The sequence below is a fragment of the Novosphingobium cyanobacteriorum genome, assembly GCF_029436685.1.
GTDB lineage: Bacteria > Pseudomonadota > Alphaproteobacteria > Sphingomonadales > Sphingomonadaceae > Novosphingobium > Novosphingobium cyanobacteriorum.
This window is the reverse complement of record NZ_JAROCY010000010.1, coordinates 17822-40765: the sequence shown is the minus strand read 5'-3', so window position 1 is coordinate 40765 and position 22944 is coordinate 17822. Positions and strand designations below refer to the sequence as shown.

Below are 22944 nucleotides of genomic sequence, written 5' to 3'. Positions count from 1 at the left end.
GCTTAAGGGAGCGACGCCTGCGGGCGTGAAGTCCATCGCGCCGCCGACGGTGCCCGGCCCCGAACAGGCGCTGCCGCCAGCAGAGCGCTATTTCAACCGCGAGATGAGCTGGCTGGCGTTCAACCACCGGGTGCTGGAGGAGGCGCGGAACGAGACCTATCCGCTGCTGGAGCGGCTGCGGTTCCTGTCGATTTCGGGCAGCAACCTCGACGAGTTCATGATGGTGCGCGTGGCCGGCCTTGCCGGGCAGGTGCGGCGCGGGATCGACGAGAACTCGATCGACGGGCTGACGCCTTCGCAGCAGCTGCAGCGCATCTATGCCGGGATCGAGCAGCTGGTGCATCGCCAGCACGAGGTGCTGACCGGGCTGACCCGCCTGCTCGACGATGCGGGCATCCGCCTGATCGGCAACCGCAAGCTGGAAAAGAACGAGGCCGACTGGCTGGGCGACTATTTCGACGAGCACGTGATGCCGGCGCTGACCCCGCAGGCGATCGACCCGGCGCATCCCTTCCCGTTCATCGCCAACCAGGGCACGGGCATCCTGTTCTCGATGGTGCGCGCGTCCGACGGGGCGCAGGTGCACGAGATGATCCTGATCCCGCCCGCCCTGCCCCGCTTCGTGCGGCTGCCGGGCGAGGCGGCGTGCTGGATCGCCATAGAGGACCTGGTGCGGCGCAAGGCTTCGCGCATCTTTCCCGGCTTCCGCATCCACGGCAGCGGCGTGTTCCGCCTGCTGCGCGACAGCGATATCGAGATCGAGGAAGATGCCGAGGACCTCGTCCGCTATTTCCGCACCGCGATCCAGCGGCGGCGGCGCGGGCGGGTGATCCTGCTGCAGCTGCAGGACGATTTCGACCCGGCGGCGGAAGACCTGCTGCGCACGCACCTGCGGCTGGACCACGCGCTGGTGATCAAGTCACGCGGGCAGCTGGCGATGAGCGGGCTGGCCACCGTGGTGGACGAGAAGCGGCCCGAGCTGAAGTTCGAGCCCTATAACCCGCGCTATCCCGAACGCATCCTGGAGCACAATGGCGACTGCTTTGCCGCCATCCGCGAAAAGGACATCGTGATCCACCACCCGTTCGAAAGCTTCGACGTGGTGATCGACTTCCTGCGCCAGGCGGCGAGCGATCCCGACGTGATCGCGATCAAGCAGACGCTGTATCGCGCAGGCAAGCAATCGGCGGTGATCGCGGCGCTGATCGCGGCGGCGGAGGCGGGCAAGTCTGTCACCGCCGTGGTCGAGCTGAAGGCGCGCTTCGACGAAGAGCAGAACCTGATGTGGGCGAGTCAGCTTGAGCGCGCCGGGGTTCAGGTGATCTATGGCTTCGTCGACTGGAAGACCCACGCCAAGGTGAGCATGGTGGTGCGGCGCGAGGGCGAGGGATACCGCACATACTGCCACTTCGGCACGGGCAACTATCACCCGGTAACCGCGCGGATCTATACCGACCTCAGCTTCTTCACCGCCGATCCGCGCTTTGGCCGCGATGCCGGGCTGCTGTTCAACTTCATCACCGGCTATATCGAACCAAAGGCGACCGAGGTGCTCTCGATCTCTCCGGTGGGGGTGCGGGCGAAGCTTTATGAATGCATCGAGCGCGAGATCGCCTTCGCCAAGGCGGGCAAGCCGGCGCAGATCTGGGCCAAGCTCAATTCGCTGACCGACAGCCAGCTGATCAACCGGCTCTATGCCGCGAGCGCGGCAGGGGTGGAGATCAGCCTGGTGGTGCGCGGCATCTGCTGCCTGCGGCCGGGCGTGGAAGGCATTTCAGAGCGGATCACGGTCAAGTCGATCATCGGGCGCTTTCTGGAGCACAGCCGCATCTGGGCCTTCGGCAATGGCGGCGAGCTGCCCAACCGACGGGCGCGGGTGTTCATCTCGTCTGCCGACGGAATGACCCGGAATCTCGACCGGCGGGTGGAAGTGCTGGTGCCGATCCGGAACAAGACGGTGCATGACCAGGTTCTGGACCAGGTGATGCTGGCCAACCTGATCGACACCGAGCAATCGTGGAAGCTGGACGCAGACGGCACCTATCAACGGACCGATCACGGGCCGAAACCGTTCAATGTCCACCGCTACTTCATGACCAACCCTTCCCTTTCCGGGCGTGGCGCGGCACTGACCAAGGGCCGCAAGGTGCCCAAGCTCGCCCTGCGGCGGGGCGGCGCCACGCGGGCCTGATTTGCGAGACCCAAGACCCGAACCATGAGTGTGAAGGACCGCCGCAAAGCCGCCACGGAAACGCGGGCGATCATCGACATCGGGTCGAACACCGTGCGCATGGTGATCTATGGCGGCCCGCGCCGCGCGCCCGAGGTGCTGCACAATGAAAAGGTGACCGCGCGGCTGGGCAAGGGCGTGGCCGAAACCGGGCTGCTGACCGGCAAGGCGAGCGGACAGGCGCTGGCCGCCCTCGCCCGCTATCGCACGCTGCTGTCGCTGAAAGGCGTGGAGCAGGTGGAAGTGGTGGCGACCGCGGCCGTGCGCGATGCGCGCAATGGCGAGGCCTTTCTCGACAAGGTACGCGCGATGGGCTTTGCCCCGCGCCTGCTGTCCGGCGAGGGCGAGGCGCTGACCTCTGCGCACGGCGTGCTGGGCGCCTTTCCGCGGGCCAAGGGCATCGTCGGCGATCTGGGGGGCGGCAGCCTTGAGCTGATCGACGCGACGCCGGACGGCTGCACCCACGGCGTTTCGCTGCCGCTGGGCACCCTGCGCCTGCCCGCCATGCGCGCAGCCGGCGAGCGGGCGTTCTCGCAGTCCATCGCAAATGCGCTGGCCAAGGCGGACTGGCAGTTCGAGCAGGGGCAGACGCTTTATCTGGTGGGCGGATCGCTGCGCGCCTTTGCCCGCTTTGCCATGGCCAAGCTGGAATGGCCGGTGGACGATCCACATGGCTTCGAACTTGCCGCCACCGATGCCGCGCGCATTGCTGCGGCGCTGGCGAAGCGCAAGCCGGAAACCTTGCCGCCCCTGTTCGGCGTATCGGGCAGCCGCCTTGCCGCCTTGCCCGACACGGCAGCGCTGCTGGGCGTGCTGATCCGCAAGCTGCAGCCCGCGCGGCTGGTGTTTTCGGCCTGGGGCCTGCGCGAAGGGCTGCTGTGCGAAGGCATGCCGGAACTGGTGCTGGGGCAAGACCCGCTGGTGGCGGGCGCGGCGGCCTTTGCGGCAGACTATGGCATATCATCGCAGACCGCCGCGATGGTCACCGGATGGACATCTGCCGCCAGCCTGGCCGACGGATCGGAACGGCGCGAACGGCTGCGGCTTTCGGCGACGATGCTCTGCCTCGCCTCGGCCACGGTGGAGCCCAACCTGCGGGCGGACCTGGCCCGCGACTGGGCGCTGCGCAAGCGCTGGGTAGGCGCCAACGCGCGCGATCGGGGCATGCTGGCCGCCGCCATGATCGCCAATGCCGGCCGGTTGGAAACCCCGCCAGAGTTCGAGCGCCTGATCAGCGCGGGGCAACTGCGCGAGGCGCAGGCCTGGGGCCTCGCCACGCGGCTTTGCCGCCGGTTCAGTGGGGCCACGACCGATGGCCTTTCAGGCAGCGCGCTGTCCAGACAGGATGGCGCACTGGTGCTGACGGTGCAGCCGCACCTGTCCACGCTGGTGAACGAAGGCGTTGAGCGAGACCTGAAGGCGCTGGCCACCCACTTGGGCCTGCGCAGCGAAGTGGCCTAGGATTTTCCCGCAGCGGCCTCTGCCGCCGCCAGCACGCGCAGCACGTTTCCGCTCCAGATCTTCTGCACGTCTGCCCTGCTGTAGCCCGCCTTCAGCAGGGCGGCGGTGATCCTCGGCAGGTCGGCCACGTCTTCCAGTCCCGCCACACCGCCGCCGCCGTCCCAGTCCAGCCCGATGCCCACGTGGTCCACGCCCGCCACCTTGATGGCGTGGAGCAGGTTGGCCATCACGTCGTCGAACGTCGCCCGGTCCCGCTCTGGGAAGCGGCGGTCGATCGCGCGCTTTTCTGCCAGCATGGCAGCGTATTCCGCCAGGGTCAGCCTGCGATCTTCGGGATACTTCTCTTCCAGTGCCTTGGTCGCGGCCTCCCGCTCCGGATTCCTGGCGTGGGCCTTCACATAGACCGAATTGATCTGGATGACCCCGCCCTTCGCCGCCAGCGCGCGCAGGTGGGAGTCATCGATGTTGCGGGGGTGGTCGAACACCGCCCTGCATCCCGAATGCGACAGGATGATCGGGCTTTTCGACAGGCGCAGCGCTTCGTCCAGTGCCTTGTCCGAGCTGTGCGAGAGATCGGGCACCACGCCCAGCCGGTTCATTTCCGCCAGCAACTGGATGCCTGCGGGGCTGAGGCCGCCCCACTTTTCCGCATCGGTTGAACTGTCGGCAAACTGGTTGGCGCGGAAATGCGCAAAGCCCGCCATGCGCACGCCCATGGCATGGAAGGCCTGCAGCAGCGTGGGGTCATCGCCCAATGGCCAGGCGTTCTCGATGGACAAGTACACCACCCGCCGGCCCTGCGCCTTTATCCGCGCCGCATCGGCCGCGCGATCCGCCAGGGCAAAGCTTTCCGGATGCGCGGCCACCATCTCGCGGATCGCGCTTGCCCGCATCAGTGCATAATCGCGCGCCTTGCGGGTGGACACGGCATCAAGCGGCCCCTGTGGCGTGTAGATCGCCCAGAACCCGCCATCCAGCCCGCCGCGCTTCATCCGCGGCAGGTCCACCTGGGTATAGTCCGTCTTGACGTCATGCGCCGCCATGATCGACCAGCCGGGCAGCGCCAGCGAAGCGGGGGTATCGAGATGCGTGTCCAGCATCAGCAGACCCTGGTGGAGCGAGGCCCCGCGTCCCACCTTGCGCGCCTGCCGGGCATCTGCCGAAGCGGCACCCAAAAGCAGCGCAAGGGTGCAGGCGGCGGTCAATGCGGCAGATGGACGCATGCTTGATCCTTTATGAACTTTGCCGCCAATTTCGTGTCGTTGCGCGCGGAGTCAAACGCCTATCTGCCCGGAAGGGCAGCATTCGTTTGTTAAGGCCTTGGTAGGAGGTTCGGCATTAAAACCGTTTCGAACGTAATTCGAACGGGCAGGCAATGGCAACGGCCATCATCTCCGGCAGGCATGGCAGCGCGGAAAGGCGGTCGGAACGCAACCGCCTTGGCGTGCGCATCAAGTACCGCCGCCGCATTGTCCGCCTCGCCGCACAGACGATCGACCTGTCCTGCCATGGCCTGCGTCTGTCCGGAATGGAGCGTTTCAGGGTGGGGGACACGGTGTGGATCACGCTGCCCGGGCTTGAACCGCGCCGCGCCAATGTCGTCTGGGCTGAACGATTCCAGGCCGGCTGCGAATTTGCGGAACCACTGCATCCCGCCGTGCTGGAAGCCGTGGTGCGCGGGCGCCTGATCTAGCCTGCCCTTTCCCTGCCTTCCCCTTGCCATCCGCTGCGGCTAGGGGATGCGCATGCTTCGCCTTACAGAACTCAAGCTTCCGCTGGACCACGCCCCGGAAGATCTCGACGCCGCCATCTGCGAACGGCTCGAAATTCCGGCGGGCGACCTTGTCCGCTATGCCGTGGCGCGGCGCGGCAACGATGCGCGCAAGAAGAACGCGATCAAGCTGGTCTACGCCATCGACGCCACGGTGCGCGATGAAGCCGCCGTGCTCGCCCGCCATGCCGATGACCAGCATGTGCGCCCGGCGCCGGACACCACCTATCGCCCTCCCGTAACCGCACCCGACGGCTGGCAGGGGCAGCGGCCAGTGGTGATCGGCGCGGGCCCCTGCGGGCTGCTGGCAGCGCTGATCCTGGCGCAGATGGGCTTTCGCCCGATCATCATCGAACGCGGCAAGGCCGTGCGCGAACGGACCAAGGACACCTGGGGCCTGTGGCGCCGTTCGGTGCTGACCCCCGAATCCAACGTGCAGTTCGGCGAAGGCGGCGCCGGCACCTTTTCGGATGGCAAGCTCTACAGCCGGATCAAGGACCCGCGCCATCTGGGCCGCAAGGTGCTGGTGGAATTCGTGAAGGCCGGCGCACCGGATGACATCCTCACCGAAGCGCACCCGCACATCGGCACCTTCCGCCTCGTCACCATGGTGATGTCGATCCGAGAGACCATCGAAAGCCTGGGCGGTGAATATCGCTTCGGCACGCGGGTCGACGATTTCGAGGTGGAGGAGCGCGAGGGCGAGCGCCGTCTGAAGGGCCTGCACCTGTCCAACGGCGAATTCCTGCCCGCCAGCCATGTGGTGATGGCGGTGGGCCATTCCGCGCGTGACACCTTCCAGGTTCTGCACGATCGCGGCGTGCATGTGGAGGCCAAGCCCTTCGCCATCGGCGTGCGCATCGAACACCCGCAAGGGTGGATCGACACGGCCCGCTATGGCCCCTTTGCCGGCAACAAGATCCTCGGGCCCGCCGCCTATGCCCTTTCGCATCAGGCGAAGTCCACCGGGCGCACCGTCTATTCGTTCTGCATGTGCCCGGGTGGGCGCGTGGTTGCCGCCACCAGTGAGGAAGGCCGCGTGGTCACCAACGGCATGAGCCAGTATTCCCGCGCGGAATTCAACGCCAATTCCGGCCTCGTGGTCGATATCGACCCTTCGCGCGATTATCCGGGCGGGCCGCTGGCGGGCGTGGACTTTCAGCGCAAGTGGGAAAGCCTGGCCTTCACCGCCGGCGGATCGAACTATCGCGCGCCAGGGCAGAAGCTGGGCGATCTGGTGGCGGGCCGCGCTTCTGAGGGCGATTTCGGATCGGTGGTCCCGTCCTACCAGCCGGGCGTGACGCTGACCGACCTCAACCGCTGCCTGCCCGACTATGTGATCGAATCCCTGCGTGAGGCGCTGCCTGTGTTCGGGCGGCAGGTGCCGGGATACGATCATCCGGACGTGATCATGACCGGGGTGGAAACCCGCACCTCCAGCCCGGTGCGCATTCGCCGCGGACCTGACTGCCAGAGCGTGAACACCCGCGGGCTTTACCCTGCGGGCGAAGGCGCGGGCTATGCCGGTGGCATCCTTTCCGCCGCGGTGGATGGCATCAAGGTGGCCGAGGCGCTGGCGCTGGATCTGGTCGGCCAGCCTGCATGACGATCGGCGTCGCGCTGGTCGGCTATGGCTTTGCCGGTCGCACGTTCCACGCTCCGCTGATCGGTGCCGAACCGGCGCTTGCCCTGCGCGTGGTGGTGTCCAGCCAGCCGGACAAGGTGCTGGCGGACCTGCCAGAAGTGGTGGTCCTGCCCGATCTCGCTTCGGCGCTGGCGCGCGGCGACATTGATCTGGTGGTCATCGCCACGCCCAATGACAGCCACGTACCGCTTGCCCGCGCCGCCATCGCGGCGGGCAAGCATGTGGTGGTGGACAAACCCATCGCCCCGACCTTCGCCGAGGCGCAGGCCCTGGCGGCTCAGGCCAAGGCGGCGGGCGTGAACCTGTCGGTCTTCCACAATCGGCGCTGGGACAGCGATTTCCTGTCGGTCAAGGCCGCGATTGAAGGCGGCGCAGTCGGCACCGTGGCGCACTTCGAATCCCACTTCGACCGGTTCCGCCCGACCGTGCGCGATCGCTGGCGCGAGAATGCCGGGCCGGCCAGTGGGGTGTGGTTCGATCTGGGGCCGCACCTGGTGGACCAGGCGCTGATGCTGTTCGGCCGGCCAGAGCGCATCATGGCTTCGATGGCGCAGCAGCGGCCGTGGGCCGAGGCGACGGACTGGGCGCATGTGGTGCTTGAGTATGCGCAGCTGCGCGTGGTCCTCCACGCCGGGATGCTCGTGGCGGGCGGCGCTCCACGCTTCGTGGTCCATGGCAGCGGCGGCAGCCTGGTGAAACAGGGCATGGATCGGCAGGAGGCACAGCTTGTTTCCGGCATGCGACCCGGCGCGCCCGGATGGGGGCTGGATGACGATGCGCCGGCCCTTCACACCCCGGATTCGGTGCAAGCAGTGCAATCCTGCCCAGGCGATCAGCGCGAATTCTACCGGCAGCTGACGCTTGCCCTGAAGGGCATGGAAAGCGATTCGGTGACGATCCAGCAATCGTTGGCCGTGGCGGAAATCGTGGAGCTTGCTGAAAAGGCGGCAATAACCGGCAGTGCGCAGAGGCTGTGACCCGCGCCCTTCCGCGGCTTTTGCGGTGAGTTGCGTTTTCTGCAACGACGATTGCTCTGTTCGCACTTGCGAAAGGGCGAGTCGGGGAGCACATGGGACGGGCCTTTCAGGCATCCTCTCCCAAACTTTCCAGGGCCGATCGGGCAACCGACCGGCCCTTTTTTTCATCCAAATCCGGGCGAGACCAAGGTCACCGGGCACGGAATTCTTGGTATTCGGGGATACCGACGCCCCGAATGTTGCGGTTTCTTGACAATCGTGGCAGCGCGCCGCGACCGTAACGCCAAATTCGAGACCAGCCATTCGCCAGATTGCCGCCCTGCCCTATCGCACCGAAGGCTCTGGCCCGGATGCGAGCGTACGCGTGCTGCTGGTCACCTCTCGCGGCACCGGCCGCTGGGTGATCCCGAAAGGCAACGCGATGAGCGGCCTGACGCCACACGCCGCCGCCGCGCTTGAGGCGGAGGAGGAAGCCGGCGTGCGCGGCTCTGTCTGCCCGGTGCCGCTCGGCTCCTACCGCTATCGCAAGCGCAAGGGCAGCGGTGCATCGCTGATGGTGGATGTCGATGTCTTCCCGCTTTCCGTCACCGACGAACTGCCCGCGTGGAAGGAAGCGCACGAGCGCGAACGCATGTGGTTCACGCTGGCCGATGCTGCCGACAAGGTGGAGGAGGCCGACCTGCGCGAACTGATGCGCAGCTTCGTGGCATCGGAATTCCAGGCCGCCACACGCCGCACGGGGATGCTGGCCACGGTCGCCCACAAATCGAGGATCTCTCACATGTCTGCCTGGTTCCAGCGCCTGCTGCCCATGACCGGAAACTTCTTCGAACTGTTCGAAGCCCATGCCCAGACGATCGTGGCCGGTGCCGATGCGCTCGCCCGGCTGCTTCAGGGCACCGGCAACCCGGCCGACCACATCCGCGAGGTGATCGAGCGCGAGAACGACGGCGACACCGTGATCCGCGAAGTGCTGCGCACCGTGCGCGAGACCTTCCTGACCCCGTTCGACCGCAGCGCGATCACCAGCCTGATCGGCGCGATGGACGACGCCATCGACGAGATGCAGGCCACCGTGCAGGCGGTCGACGTCTATGACGTGACCACGTTCGAACAGGAAATGAAGGACATGGGCGCGATCATCGTCGACGCCGCGCGCCTGGTGGCGGAAGCCATGCCCCTGCTGCGCGACGTGGGCCGCAACGGCACCCGCCTGCATGAACTGACGGAGCGGCTCGTGCGCATGGAAAACCATGCCGACGAACTGCACCGCGCCGGGTTGAAGCGGGCGTTCCGCGAACACGGGGAAAAGGCGACGATGCGCTTCCTCGTCGCACGCGAGATCTACAAGCACTTGGAAATGATCGTCGATGCGTTCGAGGATGTGGCGAACGAGATCGACGGCATCGTGATCGACAACGCCTGACATGCACGAGCTTGCCTTCCCGCTGCTCGTCGGGCTCATCATCGTCGCGCTGGCGTTCGATTTTCTCAACGGGCTTCACGATGCGGCCAATTCCATCGCCACGGTGGTTTCCACCAAGCTGCTGAAGCCGGTGCCTGCCGTGCTCTTTGCCGCCGCGTTCAACTTTGCCGCCTATTTCCTGACCATCGCCTTCCCCAGCCTGCACAAGGTGGCCGAAACCATCGGCAAGGGCCTGATCGACAAGGATCTGGTGACGCCCGCAGTGGTGTTCGGCGCGCTGTCAGGCGCGATGTTCTGGAACGTGGTCACCTGGCTGAAGGGCATTCCGTCCTCATCAAGCCACGCGCTGGTGGGCGGTATCGTGGGCGCGGGCGTGGCCCATGCCGGCTTCACCGGCATCCAGTGGACAGGCCTGAACAAGACGCTGATCGCCATCGTGCTGTCACCGGTGCTGGGCATGATGCTGTCGATGCTGGTCATGCTGATCACCAGCTGGCTCTTCGCCCGCGCCTCCAGCAAGACGGCGGAGCGCAGCTTCCGTTCGCTCCACCTCCTGTCCTCTGCCGCCTATTCGGTCAGCCACGGTTTGAACGACGCGCAGAAGACGATGGGCGTGATCACCGTGCTGCTGTTCTCCACCGGCTACCTGAAGGGCGAATTCGCAGTGCCGCACTGGGTGGCGATCTGCTGCTATGTCGCCATGGCGGCGGGCACCATGGCCGGCGGGTGGAAGATCATCGAAACGATGGGCAGCCGCATCACCAAGCTCGATCACCACCAGGGCTTCAGCGCCTCGCTCGGCGGGTCGGTGATCGTGTTCTCGGCCTCGCTGCTGGGCATCCCGGTTTCCACCACGCACACGATCACCGGCTGCGTGATCGGCGCGGGCACCGCGCGGCGCGCCTCGGCCGTGCGCTGGGGCGTGGCGGGCAACGTGGTGGCGGCATGGATCATCACCATCCCCGCATCGGCCACCGTGGGCGCGCTGTTCTACCTCGTCACGACCTTGTTCTGAAGCCCGGTCAGGCCGCCTCGCGCCCGAAGGACGCGAGGATCGAGGCCCGCAGGTCCGTCACGTCGGGAATGTCCAGCCCGGTAAGGTCGGCAATGCCCACGATCTCGTCCTCGCCAAAGCAGTTGGCCAGCGCGATCGTTTCGCTGCGGATGCGCTTTTCCAGGATCAGCGAATAGAACGTGCGCACCGTCGGCCGGGTGGTATCTGCCGGGTCCTCGTCCACCACCATCGCCAGCCGTTCAGAACGCAGGCGGACGAACGATCCGATCGGATAGACGCCCAGCGTCTCGACAAAGGCGCGCAGCACGTCGCGGTCCAGCTTCGGCCCCATCGCCACCAGCGCGCGGATCGCCTCCGCCGGATCGAGCGCAGGCCTGCCCGCACCGCCCGACACGAAGTTGTCATAGCAATCGCAGATCGCCGCCATCCGCCCGAACAGGTCGATCTCAAGGCCGGAAAGCTTGTTGGGATAGCCCGTTCCGTCAAGCCGCTCGTGATGGTTGAGGCAGGCCTCCACCACCCGCGGCGGAATGTCGCCGGCGGATTTGAGCAGGGCATGGCCCAGCAGCACGTGCTGTTCGAGCAGATCAGGCGGCAGCGCGCGATAATCGCCCTGCGGCGGAATCTCGTCCACCGGCAGCTGGCCCACGCCCACATCCATCAGCAGGCCGGCCATGCCCGCGTCGCGCATGTCGTTGGGGCTCAGTCTCAGCTGCCGCGCCAGTGCGATCATCAGCGCGCTGACCGCCAACGAGTGGCGATAGACATATTCGTTGTCCTGCTGGCAGCGCAGCAGGCCGTTGAAGGCATAGAGGTTGCGCTGGACCGAGGCATAGACCTCCTCGATCACCGGCTCCACGTCCTGGCTGCTGATCGCCTTGCCCAGCCGCGCTTCCAGGAACACCCGGCTGACCACGCGGCCCACGTGAACCATGTTCTTGCGACAGCGGCCGAATTCCTTGGCGGTGGTGGTTGGCGCATAGGGATCGGCGCTCGCCGCCGGAGCCACGGCCCGCAGCCTTGGCGCAGGGCTGGGCATGGGCCTGCGCGCCGGCGCGCGGTCTGCCACCGCGCCACCTGTCGCGTCGCGACGCACGGGGCGCACGTCCAGGCCCCGCTCGGTGTCGATCACCACGCTGGGCACATCGGAATTCAGCAGCGAATCCAGCGTCTTCTCATCAGTCAGCAAAAACCGTGACTTCCAGAAGGGATGCTTGAACCAGCTCCCCTCCAGCTTGTGGATGAACATGCCCAATTCGATGTCGGATGTCGGTACGCGCTTCAGCATCAGGTACACTTGGCACGGCACCTCTAATTCCACTTACGAACGGTAATCCGGGAAATCCCCTAACCCGCCGCTGCGCCCTGCCCCACGAACTGGTCCACCAGCCAGGCTGCGGCCGGCCCCGGAGGCGCATCGCGCCGCCAGATCACCGACATGCGATAGGTCTCGCCGGAGAAGTCCGGCAGCGCCAGCCGCACCAGCGTTCCGGCCACGAAGTCCGCCTCGACCATCGGCAGCGGCATGTTGCCCCACCCGATCCCTTCGCGCAGCAGCGCATGCTTGGCCGAAAGGTCCGCCAGCCGCCAGGTGCGCGTGCTCAGCACGCCGAAATCGCGTCCCTCGGTCACGGTCGACCGGTCCGACAGCACCAGCTGCACATGCTCGCTGCCTGCCCCCGGCGGGATCGCCGCCATCCGCGCCAGCGGATGGTCCGGCGCCGCCACCGGCACCATCTCCACCGAACAGGCCGCCAGCCGCTCTATCGCCGAAGCCTCGCTCGCCAGGGGGCCGGAAACGCCGACCACCGCTCGCCCGTCGAGCACCATGGCAGAGACCGCGCCCAGCGCCTCCACATGCAGGCGCAGCTGCACCGTCGGGAATTCCACTGCAAAGGCGCGCAGCACCCGCGCCACCTGCTCGGAAGGCAGCATCACGTCCACCACCAGGTCGACTTCCGCCTCCAGCCCTTCCAGCATCCCCTTCACCTTGGCGCGCAGGCCATCCATACCCGCCGCGATCGCCCGCGCCTCGGCCAGCAACGCACGACCCGCCACGGTCAGCACCGGCCTGCGCGTCCCCTCGCGGTCGAACAGCGAGACACCCAACTGCGCCTCAAGGTTGGTGATGCCATAGCTGATCACCGAAACCGCGCGGTTCAGCTTGCGCCCCGCGGCGGCGAAACTGCCGGTATCGACAATGGTCAGGAAAATGCGCAGCTGGTCATATGTGGGCGTGCCTGGCTGCGCCATGCGCAAGACCTTTCAAGATAATGGAACGTTTCGATCCGCATTATCCCTCTGAACAGAAAAGCCCGCAAGTCCTATCTGCCGTTGCAACGAAGGCGATGATCCCAGATGCCTTCCCGGAGACAGACCATGATCGAACTGCGCCCCTTCGCCAGCCTCGGCGGTGAAAACCACGGCTGGCTCAATGCAAAGCATCATTTCTCGTTCGCCAACTATCATGATCCGGCGCGCATGCACTGGGGCAATCTGCGGGTGTGGAACGATGACGTGATCGCCCCGCACACCGGTTTCCCCCCGCACCCCCACCGTGACATGGAGATCGTGACCTATGTTCGCGAAGGTGCCATCACCCATCAGGACAGCCTGGGCAACAAGGGCCGCACCGAAGCGGGCGACGTGCAGGTGATGAGCGCCGGGACCGGCATCCGCCATTCGGAATACAACATGGAGGACGTGGAGACCCGCATCTTCCAGATCTGGATCATCCCCACCCGCACCGGTGAACAGCCCAGCTGGGGGACCCGCCCCTTTCCCACCGGGGATCGCGCCGGCCGCTTCGTCACCCTCGCTTCGGGGTATCAGGAGGATACCGACGCCCTGCCGATCCGCACCGATGCGCGCATCGTGGCGGCCAAGCTGAAGGCGGGTGAAACCGCCACCTATCCGCTGGGCAGGGACCGCAAGGCATACCTTGTCCCCGCCACGGGCGCGGTCCGGATCGACGATGTGACCGTGAATGCCCGCGATGGCGCAGCGATCAGCGATGTCGAAGCGGTCACCGTCACGGCGATCGAGGATGCGGAGATCGTTCTGGTCGACGCCGCATGATCAACCTGCCTGATGTTCAGGCTTGAACCCCGTTCGCCGCCGCTTTCCCCGCTGGCGGCGAACACCTGCCTGGCTCGGTGGCCCCACGGCCCCGGGTCAGGCGGGCTCCAGCCGGCCTTCACGCAGCACGAGCAGAGGCGACGAACGGGCCGCCGCCAGCGCTTCTTCCAGCGAGGCGATCAGGCCATCCGGCCCGCAATCGCGATCGACCGCAAAGTCTATGGCCCTTGCAACCCACTCTTCGGGTCTGCCGCTTTCATCCAGGCAAACCTCGTGCAGGGCGAAGTGCTGACCGTGGTCAACGATGCGATAGGTCCAATCCATTTCAACTCACTTCCGCGCGTCTTGATCAGCCGTAACACGCGGCTCCGCCGCAAGGTTCCCTTGCGCCCAGTCCTCAGGAACAGTCCATAACGGACTCTTTACCGAACTGGTCTACCATCGCAGTCTTCGCATCCGCTCTCGGGGTATCGCGTCGCCGTGTCTTTCATGGATCACGAATTCAGCAAGGCCCAGGTGCTGCGGGAAGTGCGCCATCCGCGCATCGTCCGGGCACAGCTTGGCGGATTGCGCGGTAGTGGCCAGAACCTGCGGGACTTTGTCATCCGCAACGTATCCGAACATGGCCTTGGCGGCAGTTGCAAGGGCCCTGCCCCGGTCCGTGGAGAGCGCATTGTCGTGGTCCTGCCCGGCGGCCGGGAGATCACGGGCGAGGTCCGCTGGTTTCGCGATCATGCCTTCGGCATGCGGCTCGATGAACCCTTCGACATTGCCATGCTGAGCCAGGCGCTTCAGCAACAGGCCCACGTTTCCCGCGTGAATGGCGAATGGCATGTGGAATCACGCCACCGGGTCGTGAACCCGCAGGTCGATCCCAGCCGGATACGTCGCGTCTGACCCTTTCCTGATCCGCTGGGGCAGGCCGTTCCGCCTTTGCGCCAGCCCGCATTTTCGTCTGGAACGCCCCATGCCGTTGTGCATTGCGCTGGCGATGGAAGGGAATAATCCGCAGACCACCCGCGTCCCGGCCGCGAAGAGCGATCGCTGGTGGGAACGCGCCGTCATCTACCAGATCTATCCCCGCTCATTCCAGGACAGCAACGCCGATGGCGTCGGCGATCTTGAAGGGATCCGCCGAAGGCTGGATTACATTGCCTCACTCGGCGTTGATGCGATCTGGCTTTCCCCGATCTACCCCTCTCCCATGGCGGATTTCGGCTATGACGTGGCCGATCATTGCGATGTCGACCCCATGTTCGGCAGCCTTGCCTCGTTCGACAAACTGCTCGACGATGTCCATGCGCACGGGCTGAAGCTGCTGCTCGATTTCGTGCCCAACCACACCTCTGACCAGCACCCCTGGTTCCATGAAAGCCGCTCCAGCCGCTCGAACCCAAAGCGGGACTGGTATATCTGGCGTGATCCCGCCCCCGATGGTGGCCCACCCAACAACTGGACCAGCGACATGGGCGGTTCTGCTTGGGAGTGGGACGCGGCCACCGGGCAGTATTACCTCCACGCCTTCCTGCGCGAACAGCCCGATCTCAACTGGCGAAATCCGGACGTGCGGCAGGCCATGCTCGATGTTCTGCATTTCTGGCTGGATCGCGGCGTCGATGGTTTCCGCATCGATGTGCTGTGGCATTGCTACAAGGCGGCGGAACTGCCCGACAATCCCCCCAACCCCGATTACCGGCCCGAACTGGGCGAAAAGCACAAGGTGCTGCAGCACTACAGCGCCGACCAGCCGGAAATCCATGAACTGGCTGCCGCCTTCCGCACCATGGCTGACAGCTATGGCGAACGGTTGCTGGTCGGCGAAGTCTGCCTGCCCTTGCCCCGTCTGATGGCGTATTACGGCAGCGAGGCGGCACCGGGCGTCCACCTGCCGTTCAATTTCGCGCTGCTCGATTGCCCGTGGAACCCGCGCGCGCTGGCTGAGATCATCACGACCTATGAAGCCGCGCTGCCGCCCGCTGGCTGGCCCAACTGGGTCATCGGCAGCCACGATGCCCCGCGCATCGCCGCCCGCATCGGTGAAGCGCAGGCCCGCGTGGCCATGATGCTGCTGCTCACCCTGCGCGGCACTCCCACGCTGTACCAGGGTGATGAACTCGGTATCGGCAAGGTGCCGATCCCAGCCCACCGCGTGCGCGATCCGCAAGACCTGCGTCAGCCTGGCCTTGGCCTTGGTCGGGACCGGTCACGCACCCCCATGCCCTGGAACAGCGCGCCCTTCGCGGGGTTCAGCAGCACCGAACCCTGGCTGCCGCTCAATCCCGACTGGGGCAGCCGCAATGTTTCCGCCCAGGCCGCCGATCCCGGATCGATGCTGGCGCTCACGCGCAAACTGCTGCATTTCCGGCGGCTGAGCGATGCGCTGACCAGGGGTGCGTTCAGCCTGCTCCACGCAGACGAGGCGGTGCTGGCCTATGAACGCACCTTTGCCGATGAACGGCTTGTGGTGGTGCTGAACCTTTCCGCCCTGCCTCGGCCTCATCCCGTGCGCGGCGTGGCGCTGGTTTCCACCCGGGGTCTGCCGGCCGATCCTGTCACCCTGCGCCCGCATGAAGGCGTGATCCTGTTGCCTGAGGACTGACCAGCCATGAAGATCGCGATGCTCGCGCCCATCGCGTGGCGCACTCCGCCGCGCCATTACGGCCCGTGGGAACTCGTCACCAGCCTGCTCACCGAGGCGCTGGTCACCCGTGGCGTGGACGTCACCCTCTTTGCCACGCTGGACAGCGTCACGGCGGGCAAGCTCGATGGCGTGGTGCCCGCGCCTTATGAGGAGGACCCCTCGATCGACGCAAAGGTGTGGGAATACCGCCATCTTTCCCACCTGTTCGCCAAGGCTGGCGAGTTTGACCTGATCCACAACCAGGCTGATTTTCCCGCCCATGCCTTCGCCCCGCTGGTGGATACGCCGATGGTCACCACCATCCACGGCTTCTCCTCCGAACGCATCCTGCCGATGTACCGCCCTTTTCAGGACCGGGTGCATTATGTCGCCATTAGCGAAGCGGACCGCAGTCCCCGGCTGCACTATGCCGCCACGATCCATCACGGCATCCCGATCGAACAGTTCACCTTCGAACCCACCGGCGGGCCTGACCTGCTCTATTTCGGCCGCATCCACCCGGACAAGGGGCCGGTGGCCGCGATCGAAGCCGCGCTGAAAAGCGGCCTTCGCCTGCAGATGTACGGCGTGGTGCAGGACCGCGACCAACACGAACGCAGCGTGCTGCCGCTGGTCGATGGAGACCAGATCCGCTTTCACGGGCCTGTCGGCGGGCCTGAGCGGATTCGTGCGCTGGGGCAGGCAAAGGCGCTGCTCCACCTGATAGACTTCGAGGAACCCTTTGGCCTGTCGGTGGTGGAGGCCATGGCCTGTGGCACTCCGGTAATCGCAACACGCCGGGGATCGATGCCCGAACTGATCGAACACGGCGTCAACGGCTTTCTGGTGGACACCGAGGAGGAAGCGGTGGAGGCCATCGCGCGGATCGGGGAAATCGATCGGTCGGCCTGTCGCCGGATCGCGGAGGAGAGGTTTTCGGTGGAGCGGATGGCGGACGACTACCTGGCCCTGTACCGGCGCATTCTGGGGGTCGCCTAGACCGGCCTCTGACGGGCTCAACCCGGCCTCAGTCGATCTCAACCCCGTCTCAGTCGCTCTCAACTTACGTCACATTCCGACGAAAAGGGCATCCAACGTGGGCCACAACGTTTCCGGCCGGGCGCGCGGCACGGCGTCCTGAACATAGTACCACCAGAAGTATCCGCCCACGAAACGCGGCCCCACGCGGTTCGCAAGTTCCTGTTGCATTCCGTAGTAAGTCCTTGCCACTCTTTTCTTTTCCGCCAGCGTAGGGTCGGCGGGCAGGCCATCTTCAATGCGCTGTGCCCCCACTTCCCCCATGGCCAGCCGGGCGTTGGGAAACATCGGGCCCAACCTGTTGAATGTATTGGCCAATTGCAGTGCCGACGGACGCTGCACCGGATTGCATGCGGTTTCATAAAGCGAGAGGGACACCACATCGATGCCCTGGCGCAGGCTTTTCGCCATTGTCCTTGGGTAATAAAGCGTGGTTTCCCAAGGCTTTGCATAGCAATCGGGGCCGGACCAAAAGTTCAGCGTCACCATCGTCCGCCCGCCCGCCGCATTCACCTCGTCATAGGCGGCCTGGACCTTGGCGTTGATCTCGGCAGGGTTTGATCCGACCCATTCCCCGTTGATTTCATTGCCGATTTCCCAGTAATCGACCTGACCTGCCATCGCGGTGACGAACTCACGCATCCGCCTGCGCACGCCGTTGAGCGACAGGGCGCGCATCGCGGTGGAATCGATCGGCTCGGCAAGGATGTAAGCCCTTGATCGCAATCGGGTAATCGCGTCTACATAATCAGCCGGATGCGTGCCCGGATCCATCACCACCCGCACCATGGGCCGCGCCCGATGCGCTTTCACCGCCGCCAGCACGGCGGGAAAATCAGCAATGGAATCAATGGTAAGGCCACGCCACGGCGCAGGCACCTCCCGCCCCGGTGAGACTGGCAGCGGGGCGAGGATAGCGGCAGTGGTTGCCTGCACCACGGGCGAAGGCGTGGCGGCCAAGGCATTGAAAGCAATCGGATTCGCGCGGCTTGACGGGGGCATGTCCCGGCAGGCGGCAAGTGTCAGGACAGCCGCCAGCCATGTCGCAGTCCGCATGCCCCATCCTTTGTTACGTCACAACGCACTGAAGCACGCTGGGCCGCACGCGGCAATGGCGGAAATCCGCCATTTTGGCCGTCAGCCCGCGGGCGTCCAACCCTCCAGCGTGGAAACGGATTCATCCAGCCGAACCAATGTCTTGCCAGTCGTTTCGCCGGACATCAGGCGGATGAACGCGGCCGGGGTCGATTCCAGCCCGGTCGAAACGTTCTCCGTCGCGACCAGCTTTCCGGTCCGCACCCAGTCCGCAAGTGCCTGTTCTGCCTCGTGAATCATGTCCGTGGCTTCATACGCCAGGAAGCCGCGCATCGTGATGCGGTTGACCAGCACCTGCCAGATGTTGCTCAGCTTGTAGGGGTCGGTCTGGTGGTTGTAGTTGGCGATCATGCCGCAGACCGGAATGCGGCCGAACGCCTTCATCCGCGGCAGCGCCATATCGAGCGTGATGCCGCCCACATTGTCAAAGTAAAGGTCTATGCCTTCAGGGAAATGTTCGTCCATCGCGGCGCCGAGATCGGGCGCCGAACGGTAGTTGATCGCGCCATCGAAGCCGAGCAGATCGGTGACGATCCGCGCCTTGTCGTCCGACCCCACAGTGCCGATCACCTTCGCCGCGCCGGAGAGCCGCGCAATCTGGCCGGCGACGGAACCCACTGCACCGGCAGCGGCGGAAACCAGCACTTCGTCGCCTTCACGGAACTCGCCGTACTTCTTAAGGCCGACATAGGCGGTGATGCCTGACCAGCCGATCGCACCCATATAGGATGTCAGGGGCAAATCGTTGGCAACGTTCACGTTTTCAAATGCGATGTTGCCCGGCGTGATGACCGAATAATGCTCCCAGCCGTTGAAGGCCCGGCCATAATCCCCTTCGCGGAAATCTGGATGGCGCGAGGCGACGACGCGGCCCAGCACCATCGCCGGGATCAGCCCGCCAATCTGCACGGGCGGCATGTAGCTCTTCACATCGTCCAGCATCCCACGCACCGCCGGATCGATGGCGAAGACGCGGTTTTCCAGCAGGACCTCGCCCTCCTGAAGCTCTGGCACAGGCACTTCCTCGAAGCGGAAGTTCTCCGGAACCGGAATGCCGGTGGGGCGCGAAGCGAGGACGATACGGCGGTTGATCATGGCAGGACTCTCCCTTTGCCACCGTCCTAGCAGGCCGCAGGTCCGAGGTGCGCTGCCGATTTTGTCAGGTGCGACGGTTTCAGGGCACGTGACAGGCCGCAGAGCCCAATCGGCAAAAATTGCTGCATTTGACCAACGCAACATGCTGATTTGCATTGAGTGCCCCACCTTTGGACACCACGCGCCGATTTTCCGCTTTGCAACCACGCATCTCCTCGGTAGGAAATTGTGCAACTGCGAAATAAACGGTCAGGTGCATAGATGACAGATAGCGGTGCGAAAGTTGCGTTGATCACGGGCGTTACCGGTCAGGATGGTGCCTATCTATCCCGCCTGCTGCTGGAAAAGGGCTATATCGTCCACGGCCTGAAGCGCCGGTCTTCCTCGTTCAACACGGGCCGCATCGAAGACATCTATGAAGATCCGCACGTGCCGCACCAGCGGTTTCACCTGCACTATGGGGACCTGACTGACTCCACCTAGCCATGTCACCACGCAGAACGTTGAGCAACTGCGGCAGTTCGTCGATGCTGGTCCGACGGATGAACCGTCCGATCCGCGTGATCCGGTCGTCGTCCTTGCTGGCTGATCGTGAACCGGTGGCATCGAGCTTCTCGACGCGCATCGAGCGGAACTTGTAGATCCAGAACAGGCGGTTGTTGCGGCCCTGGCGCTGCTGCATGAAGAACACCGGCCCCCGGTCCTCCATTCTGATCAGCAACGCCACAACGCCGAGCAGGGGTGCAAGAAAAAGAAGAGCAGAACCGGCGATGGCAATGTCCATGGCGCGCTTTGCAGCGCGGCCGCGCAAACCCAGTGGCCCGGTGGAAACGACCAGTGCGCCAAAGCCGTGCCCTCGCCGGGCACCCAGCACACCCAGACGGGTCACCTCGGCATCGATGATCTCGCCACTGATGTTCGATCCCTTGAAGATCATCGCCCAGTCCATCCGGCGCTCAGGTGGGCAGGACACGAGCACGCGATCCATGTTGGCCATGAACATGCCCGGCCGGTCCAGCATGTGGGGATCATCGCGATCGGGGATCAGGCGGTGCTGCTTGGTGTCGATATGCCAGGCATGCGGGACGCGCGCCGGCACGCCGCCATCGTCGAACACCAGGACATTCTGCGCCGTGGGACCGACCCGGAAACGGATCGCGCCCTGCACTGCTGCCCGGATCCACAGCAGCGACAGTGCGGTGACACCCACGCCGGCCGCAGTCGAGAAGCGTGAGAACTGTGCGCTGGATTTTGTGAAGAAGGCAATGAACAACGTCAGCGTGAAGGCAGCCAGCAGTGCGGCAACCGCGGCACGCTGCGCACTGGCGCGCGAAGTCAGCGCCGGGATGGAATACGCCTTCAGCGCAATGGCTGCGGTCAGGTAGAGCGGGATCATCCCGATCCACATCTGCTCGCTGTTTTCGGGCGAAACCGTTCCGAGGTATAGATAATCGACCAGGAGAAACGAGGCGACGAAGCCCGCAATATCCATGACGATCAGCGCAAGGTAGCATTGCAGGCGCCTGCGCTCCAGTGCAGGTGCAAGCGGCAGCTTCAGGCGTCGGGCCTGCTGCTCCGTCTCACCGCGCACTTTCGTGCCGGTATCGGTATCCTTTTCTAGCGTCGTCATGCGCTGTTCCGATGCCGAACCGTTCCCCTGTGCAGTGCAGCAATTTTTGCCAGGCACCACACCCCACCGTTTCACATCGACCGGTTTCCAGACCGGTGGAATGCTTTAACGGCGCAATACCTACATAGTTTTACTTATACAGCAAGCCGTGCATGGCCTGTCTCTGTTCAGTCCGTCGCACATAACACTCGCTGCGGCATCTGAATACGCCGCGATGCAGCAATTTTTGCAAGGGGCTGTCCCGCATTGGATCATCGAGAACCTGCCCGTGGCACCACGCTGTCAGCCCGATCTCTGCCATTCCGCTCTTGACGGCCCGCGATAACAAGAATATTCATTCCAATAACGGAGGGTGGGAGAGGAGATGGCGCCGTCGAGGCCCACCGCATCCCATGACCGGGCAGATCAATCCGTCATGAAGGGTGCCAAGTGACAGCAAAAATCCACCGGGGCGTGAGCCTCTACAGCTTCCAGGAAGAGATGTTTCTCGGCCGTATGACGGTGGAGGACTGCGTGTCCTTCGCCGCGTCTATCGGCGCGAAAGGCATCGAGGTACTGCCCGAACAGAACATGCCCACCTTCCCCAACCTCACCGACGCGCAGGTTGAAGAGTGGAAGGAGATGGTCGCCCGCCACGGCTGCCACTTCACCGCCTATGACATGTTCCTTGACACCAAGCGCCGCAAGGACCGCCTGATGAGCGATGACGAGCAGGTCGAGAGCATCAAGCGCGACCTCCTGCTCTGCAACCGCCTGGGCATCCGCAACATGCGTGTGCTGGTGTTCGTCCGTCCCGACATACTTGGCCGCTGCGTGCCGTATGCCGAGGAAATGGACGTGCACATGGGCGTGGAAGTCCACGCGCCCTGGCACCTTGAACATGCGTGGATCCTGCGCACGATCGAGGAAGCCGATCGCCTCAACACGAAGCATCTCGGCATCCTGCCCGACATGGGCATCTTCATGAAGCATTACCCTCCCGCTTTCCGCGCCCGCTTCGAACGCCAGGGAGCACGGCCGGAAGTCGCACAGTTCATCGTCGACCAGCACGAAGCCAAGATCATGTGCGAGTACACGATCTATGAAGTCGCGGTGAAGATGGGCGGCAACAAGGCGGAGATCGCCATGGCGGAAACGCTTCGCCACGCGCCTTATGCCAATCCCAAGCGGATTGGCGACTATGTGCCCTATTTCCGGCACATCCAGGCCAAGTTCTATGAAATGAACGAGGACTGCACCGACCCCGCCATCGCCTATGACGAAGTCATCCCCGAACTGGTCAAGGCCGGATGGGAAGGCACCCTGTCCAGCGAATACGAAGGCAATCGCTGGATCCAGGACGTGCACGAGGTGGACAGCCGCGAGCAGGTGCGCCGCCAGCATGTGATGTTCGAACGGCTTATCGCCGATGCAGAAACGAAATTCGGGGCGAAGGAGCAGGCCTGATGTTCGACAAGTATATCATCGACCCCACCACGCTGCGCAACACCGGCCCTGCCGAAGCGCCCACCGGCTTCGCGTTCGAAAGCAAGCTCGGCTATTACCGCGGCTTGGGCCTGTCCATGGTCGAGGAACTGAATGTCGGCATCGACGGTGAAGTCCTGCCGCGCGAGGCCGTTCGCTTTGACGAAGGACCGGGAGCATTGACCCTGGACGAGATGGAAACCGCGTTCGATCGCCGCTGGGCTTTCGGAGCGCCGGCAACCCTTTATGTGGAACGCGCAGGCGGGTTTCCAAAGGGCCAGCACAAGCTTTCGCTCCAGCAGAAGCTGCGCATCTCCTACATGCCCTTTCCTTCGTTCAACAACGACGAGAAAGTCATCGACTTCGCCGGATGACGTAAGTTGAGAACGACTGAGAAGG

The 22944-nt window shown here is 64.7% G+C and carries 20 protein-coding genes and 1 pseudogene; 14 read left to right on the top strand and 7 right to left on the bottom strand.

Annotation, left to right across the window (positions count from 1 at the left end):
- The first annotated feature begins 103 nt into the window (after nt 1–103).
- Both POM99_RS11580 and POM99_RS11575 read left to right on the top strand, forming a co-directional pair.
- Nucleotides 104–2191 (top strand): RNA degradosome polyphosphate kinase, encoded by a 2088-nt coding sequence (locus POM99_RS11580; protein ID WP_438823010.1) that lies wholly within the window; start codon nt 104–106, stop codon nt 2189–2191.
- Between the two features lie 24 nt (nt 2192–2215).
- Entirely contained in the window at nt 2216–3691 is a 1476-nt protein-coding gene (locus POM99_RS11575) for a Ppx/GppA phosphatase family protein (RefSeq protein WP_277277926.1), read from the top strand.
- Here POM99_RS11575 and POM99_RS11570 read toward each other — a convergent pair.
- Nucleotides 3688–4914 (bottom strand): dipeptidase, encoded by a 1227-nt coding sequence (locus tag POM99_RS11570; RefSeq protein WP_277277924.1) that lies wholly within the window; start codon nt 4912–4914, stop codon nt 3688–3690. The genes POM99_RS11575 and POM99_RS11570 overlap by 4 nt on opposite strands.
- A 152-nt stretch (nt 4915–5066) precedes the next feature.
- On the opposite strand from POM99_RS11570, the gene POM99_RS11565 reads away from it, so the two are divergent.
- From POM99_RS11565 to POM99_RS11545, 5 genes are all read left to right on the top strand, one after another.
- Nucleotides 5067–5384 (top strand): PilZ domain-containing protein, encoded by a 318-nt coding sequence (locus POM99_RS11565; RefSeq protein ID WP_277277922.1) that lies wholly within the window; start codon nt 5067–5069, stop codon nt 5382–5384.
- A gap of 52 nt (nt 5385–5436) precedes the next feature.
- Nucleotides 5437–7068: an NAD(P)/FAD-dependent oxidoreductase gene (locus tag POM99_RS11560; RefSeq protein ID WP_277277920.1), complete on the top strand. Its 1632-nt coding sequence runs from the start codon at nt 5437–5439 to the stop codon at nt 7066–7068.
- Complete coding sequence (locus POM99_RS11555; RefSeq protein ID WP_277277918.1) at nt 7065–8084, top strand: oxidoreductase; 1020 nt, start codon at nt 7065–7067, stop codon at nt 8082–8084. The genes POM99_RS11560 and POM99_RS11555 overlap by 4 nt, the downstream gene beginning before the upstream one ends.
- 364 nt (nt 8085–8448) lie before the next feature.
- Entirely contained in the window at nt 8449–9510 is a 1062-nt protein-coding gene (locus tag POM99_RS11550) for a DUF47 family protein (protein ID WP_277277916.1), read from the top strand.
- Between the two features lies 1 nt (nt 9511).
- Nucleotides 9512–10525: an inorganic phosphate transporter gene (locus POM99_RS11545; protein WP_277277914.1), complete on the top strand. Its 1014-nt coding sequence runs from the start codon at nt 9512–9514 to the stop codon at nt 10523–10525.
- A 7-nt stretch (nt 10526–10532) separates the two neighbouring features.
- On the opposite strand, the gene POM99_RS11540 is transcribed toward POM99_RS11545, so the two are convergent.
- On the bottom strand, nt 10533–11813 hold the full coding sequence (locus POM99_RS11540; RefSeq protein ID WP_277278196.1) for a cyclic di-GMP phosphodiesterase: 1281 nt from the start codon (nt 11811–11813) through the stop codon (nt 10533–10535).
- Between the two features lie 59 nt (nt 11814–11872).
- A complete protein-coding gene (locus tag POM99_RS11535) occupies nt 11873–12778 on the bottom strand; it encodes a LysR family transcriptional regulator (protein WP_277277911.1) in 906 nt (301 codons plus the stop codon).
- Between the two features lie 126 nt (nt 12779–12904).
- On the opposite strand from POM99_RS11535, the gene POM99_RS11530 reads away from it, so the two are divergent.
- Nucleotides 12905–13603 (top strand): pirin family protein, encoded by a 699-nt coding sequence (locus tag POM99_RS11530; RefSeq protein WP_277277909.1) that lies wholly within the window; start codon nt 12905–12907, stop codon nt 13601–13603.
- Between the two features lie 96 nt (nt 13604–13699).
- On the opposite strand, the gene POM99_RS11525 is transcribed toward POM99_RS11530, so the two are convergent.
- Nucleotides 13700–13927, bottom strand: a complete 228-nt coding sequence (locus POM99_RS11525) for a hypothetical protein (protein WP_277277907.1) — start codon at nt 13925–13927, stop codon at nt 13700–13702.
- A gap of 165 nt (nt 13928–14092) precedes the next feature.
- On the opposite strand from POM99_RS11525, the gene POM99_RS11520 reads away from it, so the two are divergent.
- From POM99_RS11520 to POM99_RS11510, 3 genes are all read left to right on the top strand, one after another.
- The gene (locus POM99_RS11520) at nt 14093–14500 is read left to right on the top strand and encodes a hypothetical protein (RefSeq protein ID WP_277277905.1); all 408 of its coding nucleotides are present in this window, start codon (nt 14093–14095) and stop codon (nt 14498–14500) included.
- Nucleotides 14501–14594: 94 nt separating this feature from the next.
- Complete coding sequence (locus POM99_RS11515; protein ID WP_277278194.1) at nt 14595–16202, top strand: alpha-amylase family glycosyl hydrolase; 1608 nt, start codon at nt 14595–14597, stop codon at nt 16200–16202.
- A gap of 6 nt (nt 16203–16208) precedes the next feature.
- Entirely contained in the window at nt 16209–17222 is a 1014-nt protein-coding gene (locus POM99_RS11510; RefSeq protein WP_277277904.1) for a glycosyltransferase family 4 protein, read from the top strand.
- Nucleotides 17223–17291: 69 nt separating this feature from the next.
- Here POM99_RS11510 and POM99_RS11505 read toward each other — a convergent pair whose 3' ends face one another.
- Both POM99_RS11505 and POM99_RS11500 read right to left on the bottom strand, forming a co-directional pair.
- On the bottom strand, nt 17292–18086 hold the full coding sequence (locus POM99_RS11505; RefSeq protein WP_277277902.1) for a glycoside hydrolase 5 family protein: 795 nt from the start codon (nt 18084–18086) through the stop codon (nt 17292–17294).
- Between the two features lie 312 nt (nt 18087–18398).
- Complete coding sequence (locus POM99_RS11500) at nt 18399–19451, bottom strand: NADP-dependent oxidoreductase (protein WP_277277900.1); 1053 nt, start codon at nt 19449–19451, stop codon at nt 18399–18401.
- A gap of 261 nt (nt 19452–19712) precedes the next feature.
- Here POM99_RS11500 and POM99_RS11495 point away from each other — a divergent pair.
- Nucleotides 19713–19931, top strand: a pseudogene (locus POM99_RS11495) (GDP-mannose 4,6-dehydratase); the annotation flags it as partial.
- On the opposite strand, the gene POM99_RS11490 reads toward POM99_RS11495, so the two are convergent.
- The gene (locus POM99_RS11490; RefSeq protein ID WP_277277898.1) at nt 19840–21081 is read right to left on the bottom strand and encodes a sugar transferase; all 1242 of its coding nucleotides are present in this window, start codon (nt 21079–21081) and stop codon (nt 19840–19842) included. The pseudogene POM99_RS11495 and the gene POM99_RS11490 sit on opposite strands and share 92 nt — an antisense overlap.
- Before the next feature lie 453 nt (nt 21082–21534).
- On the opposite strand from POM99_RS11490, the gene POM99_RS11485 reads away from it, so the two are divergent.
- A complete protein-coding gene (locus tag POM99_RS11485) occupies nt 21535–22527 on the top strand; it encodes a sugar phosphate isomerase/epimerase family protein (RefSeq protein WP_277277896.1) in 993 nt (330 codons plus the stop codon).
- On the top strand, nt 22527–22919 hold the full coding sequence (locus POM99_RS11480; protein ID WP_277277894.1) for a C-glycoside deglycosidase beta subunit domain-containing protein: 393 nt from the start codon (nt 22527–22529) through the stop codon (nt 22917–22919). The genes POM99_RS11485 and POM99_RS11480 overlap by 1 nt, the downstream gene beginning before the upstream one ends.
- Nucleotides 22920–22944: the final 25 nt, after the last annotated feature.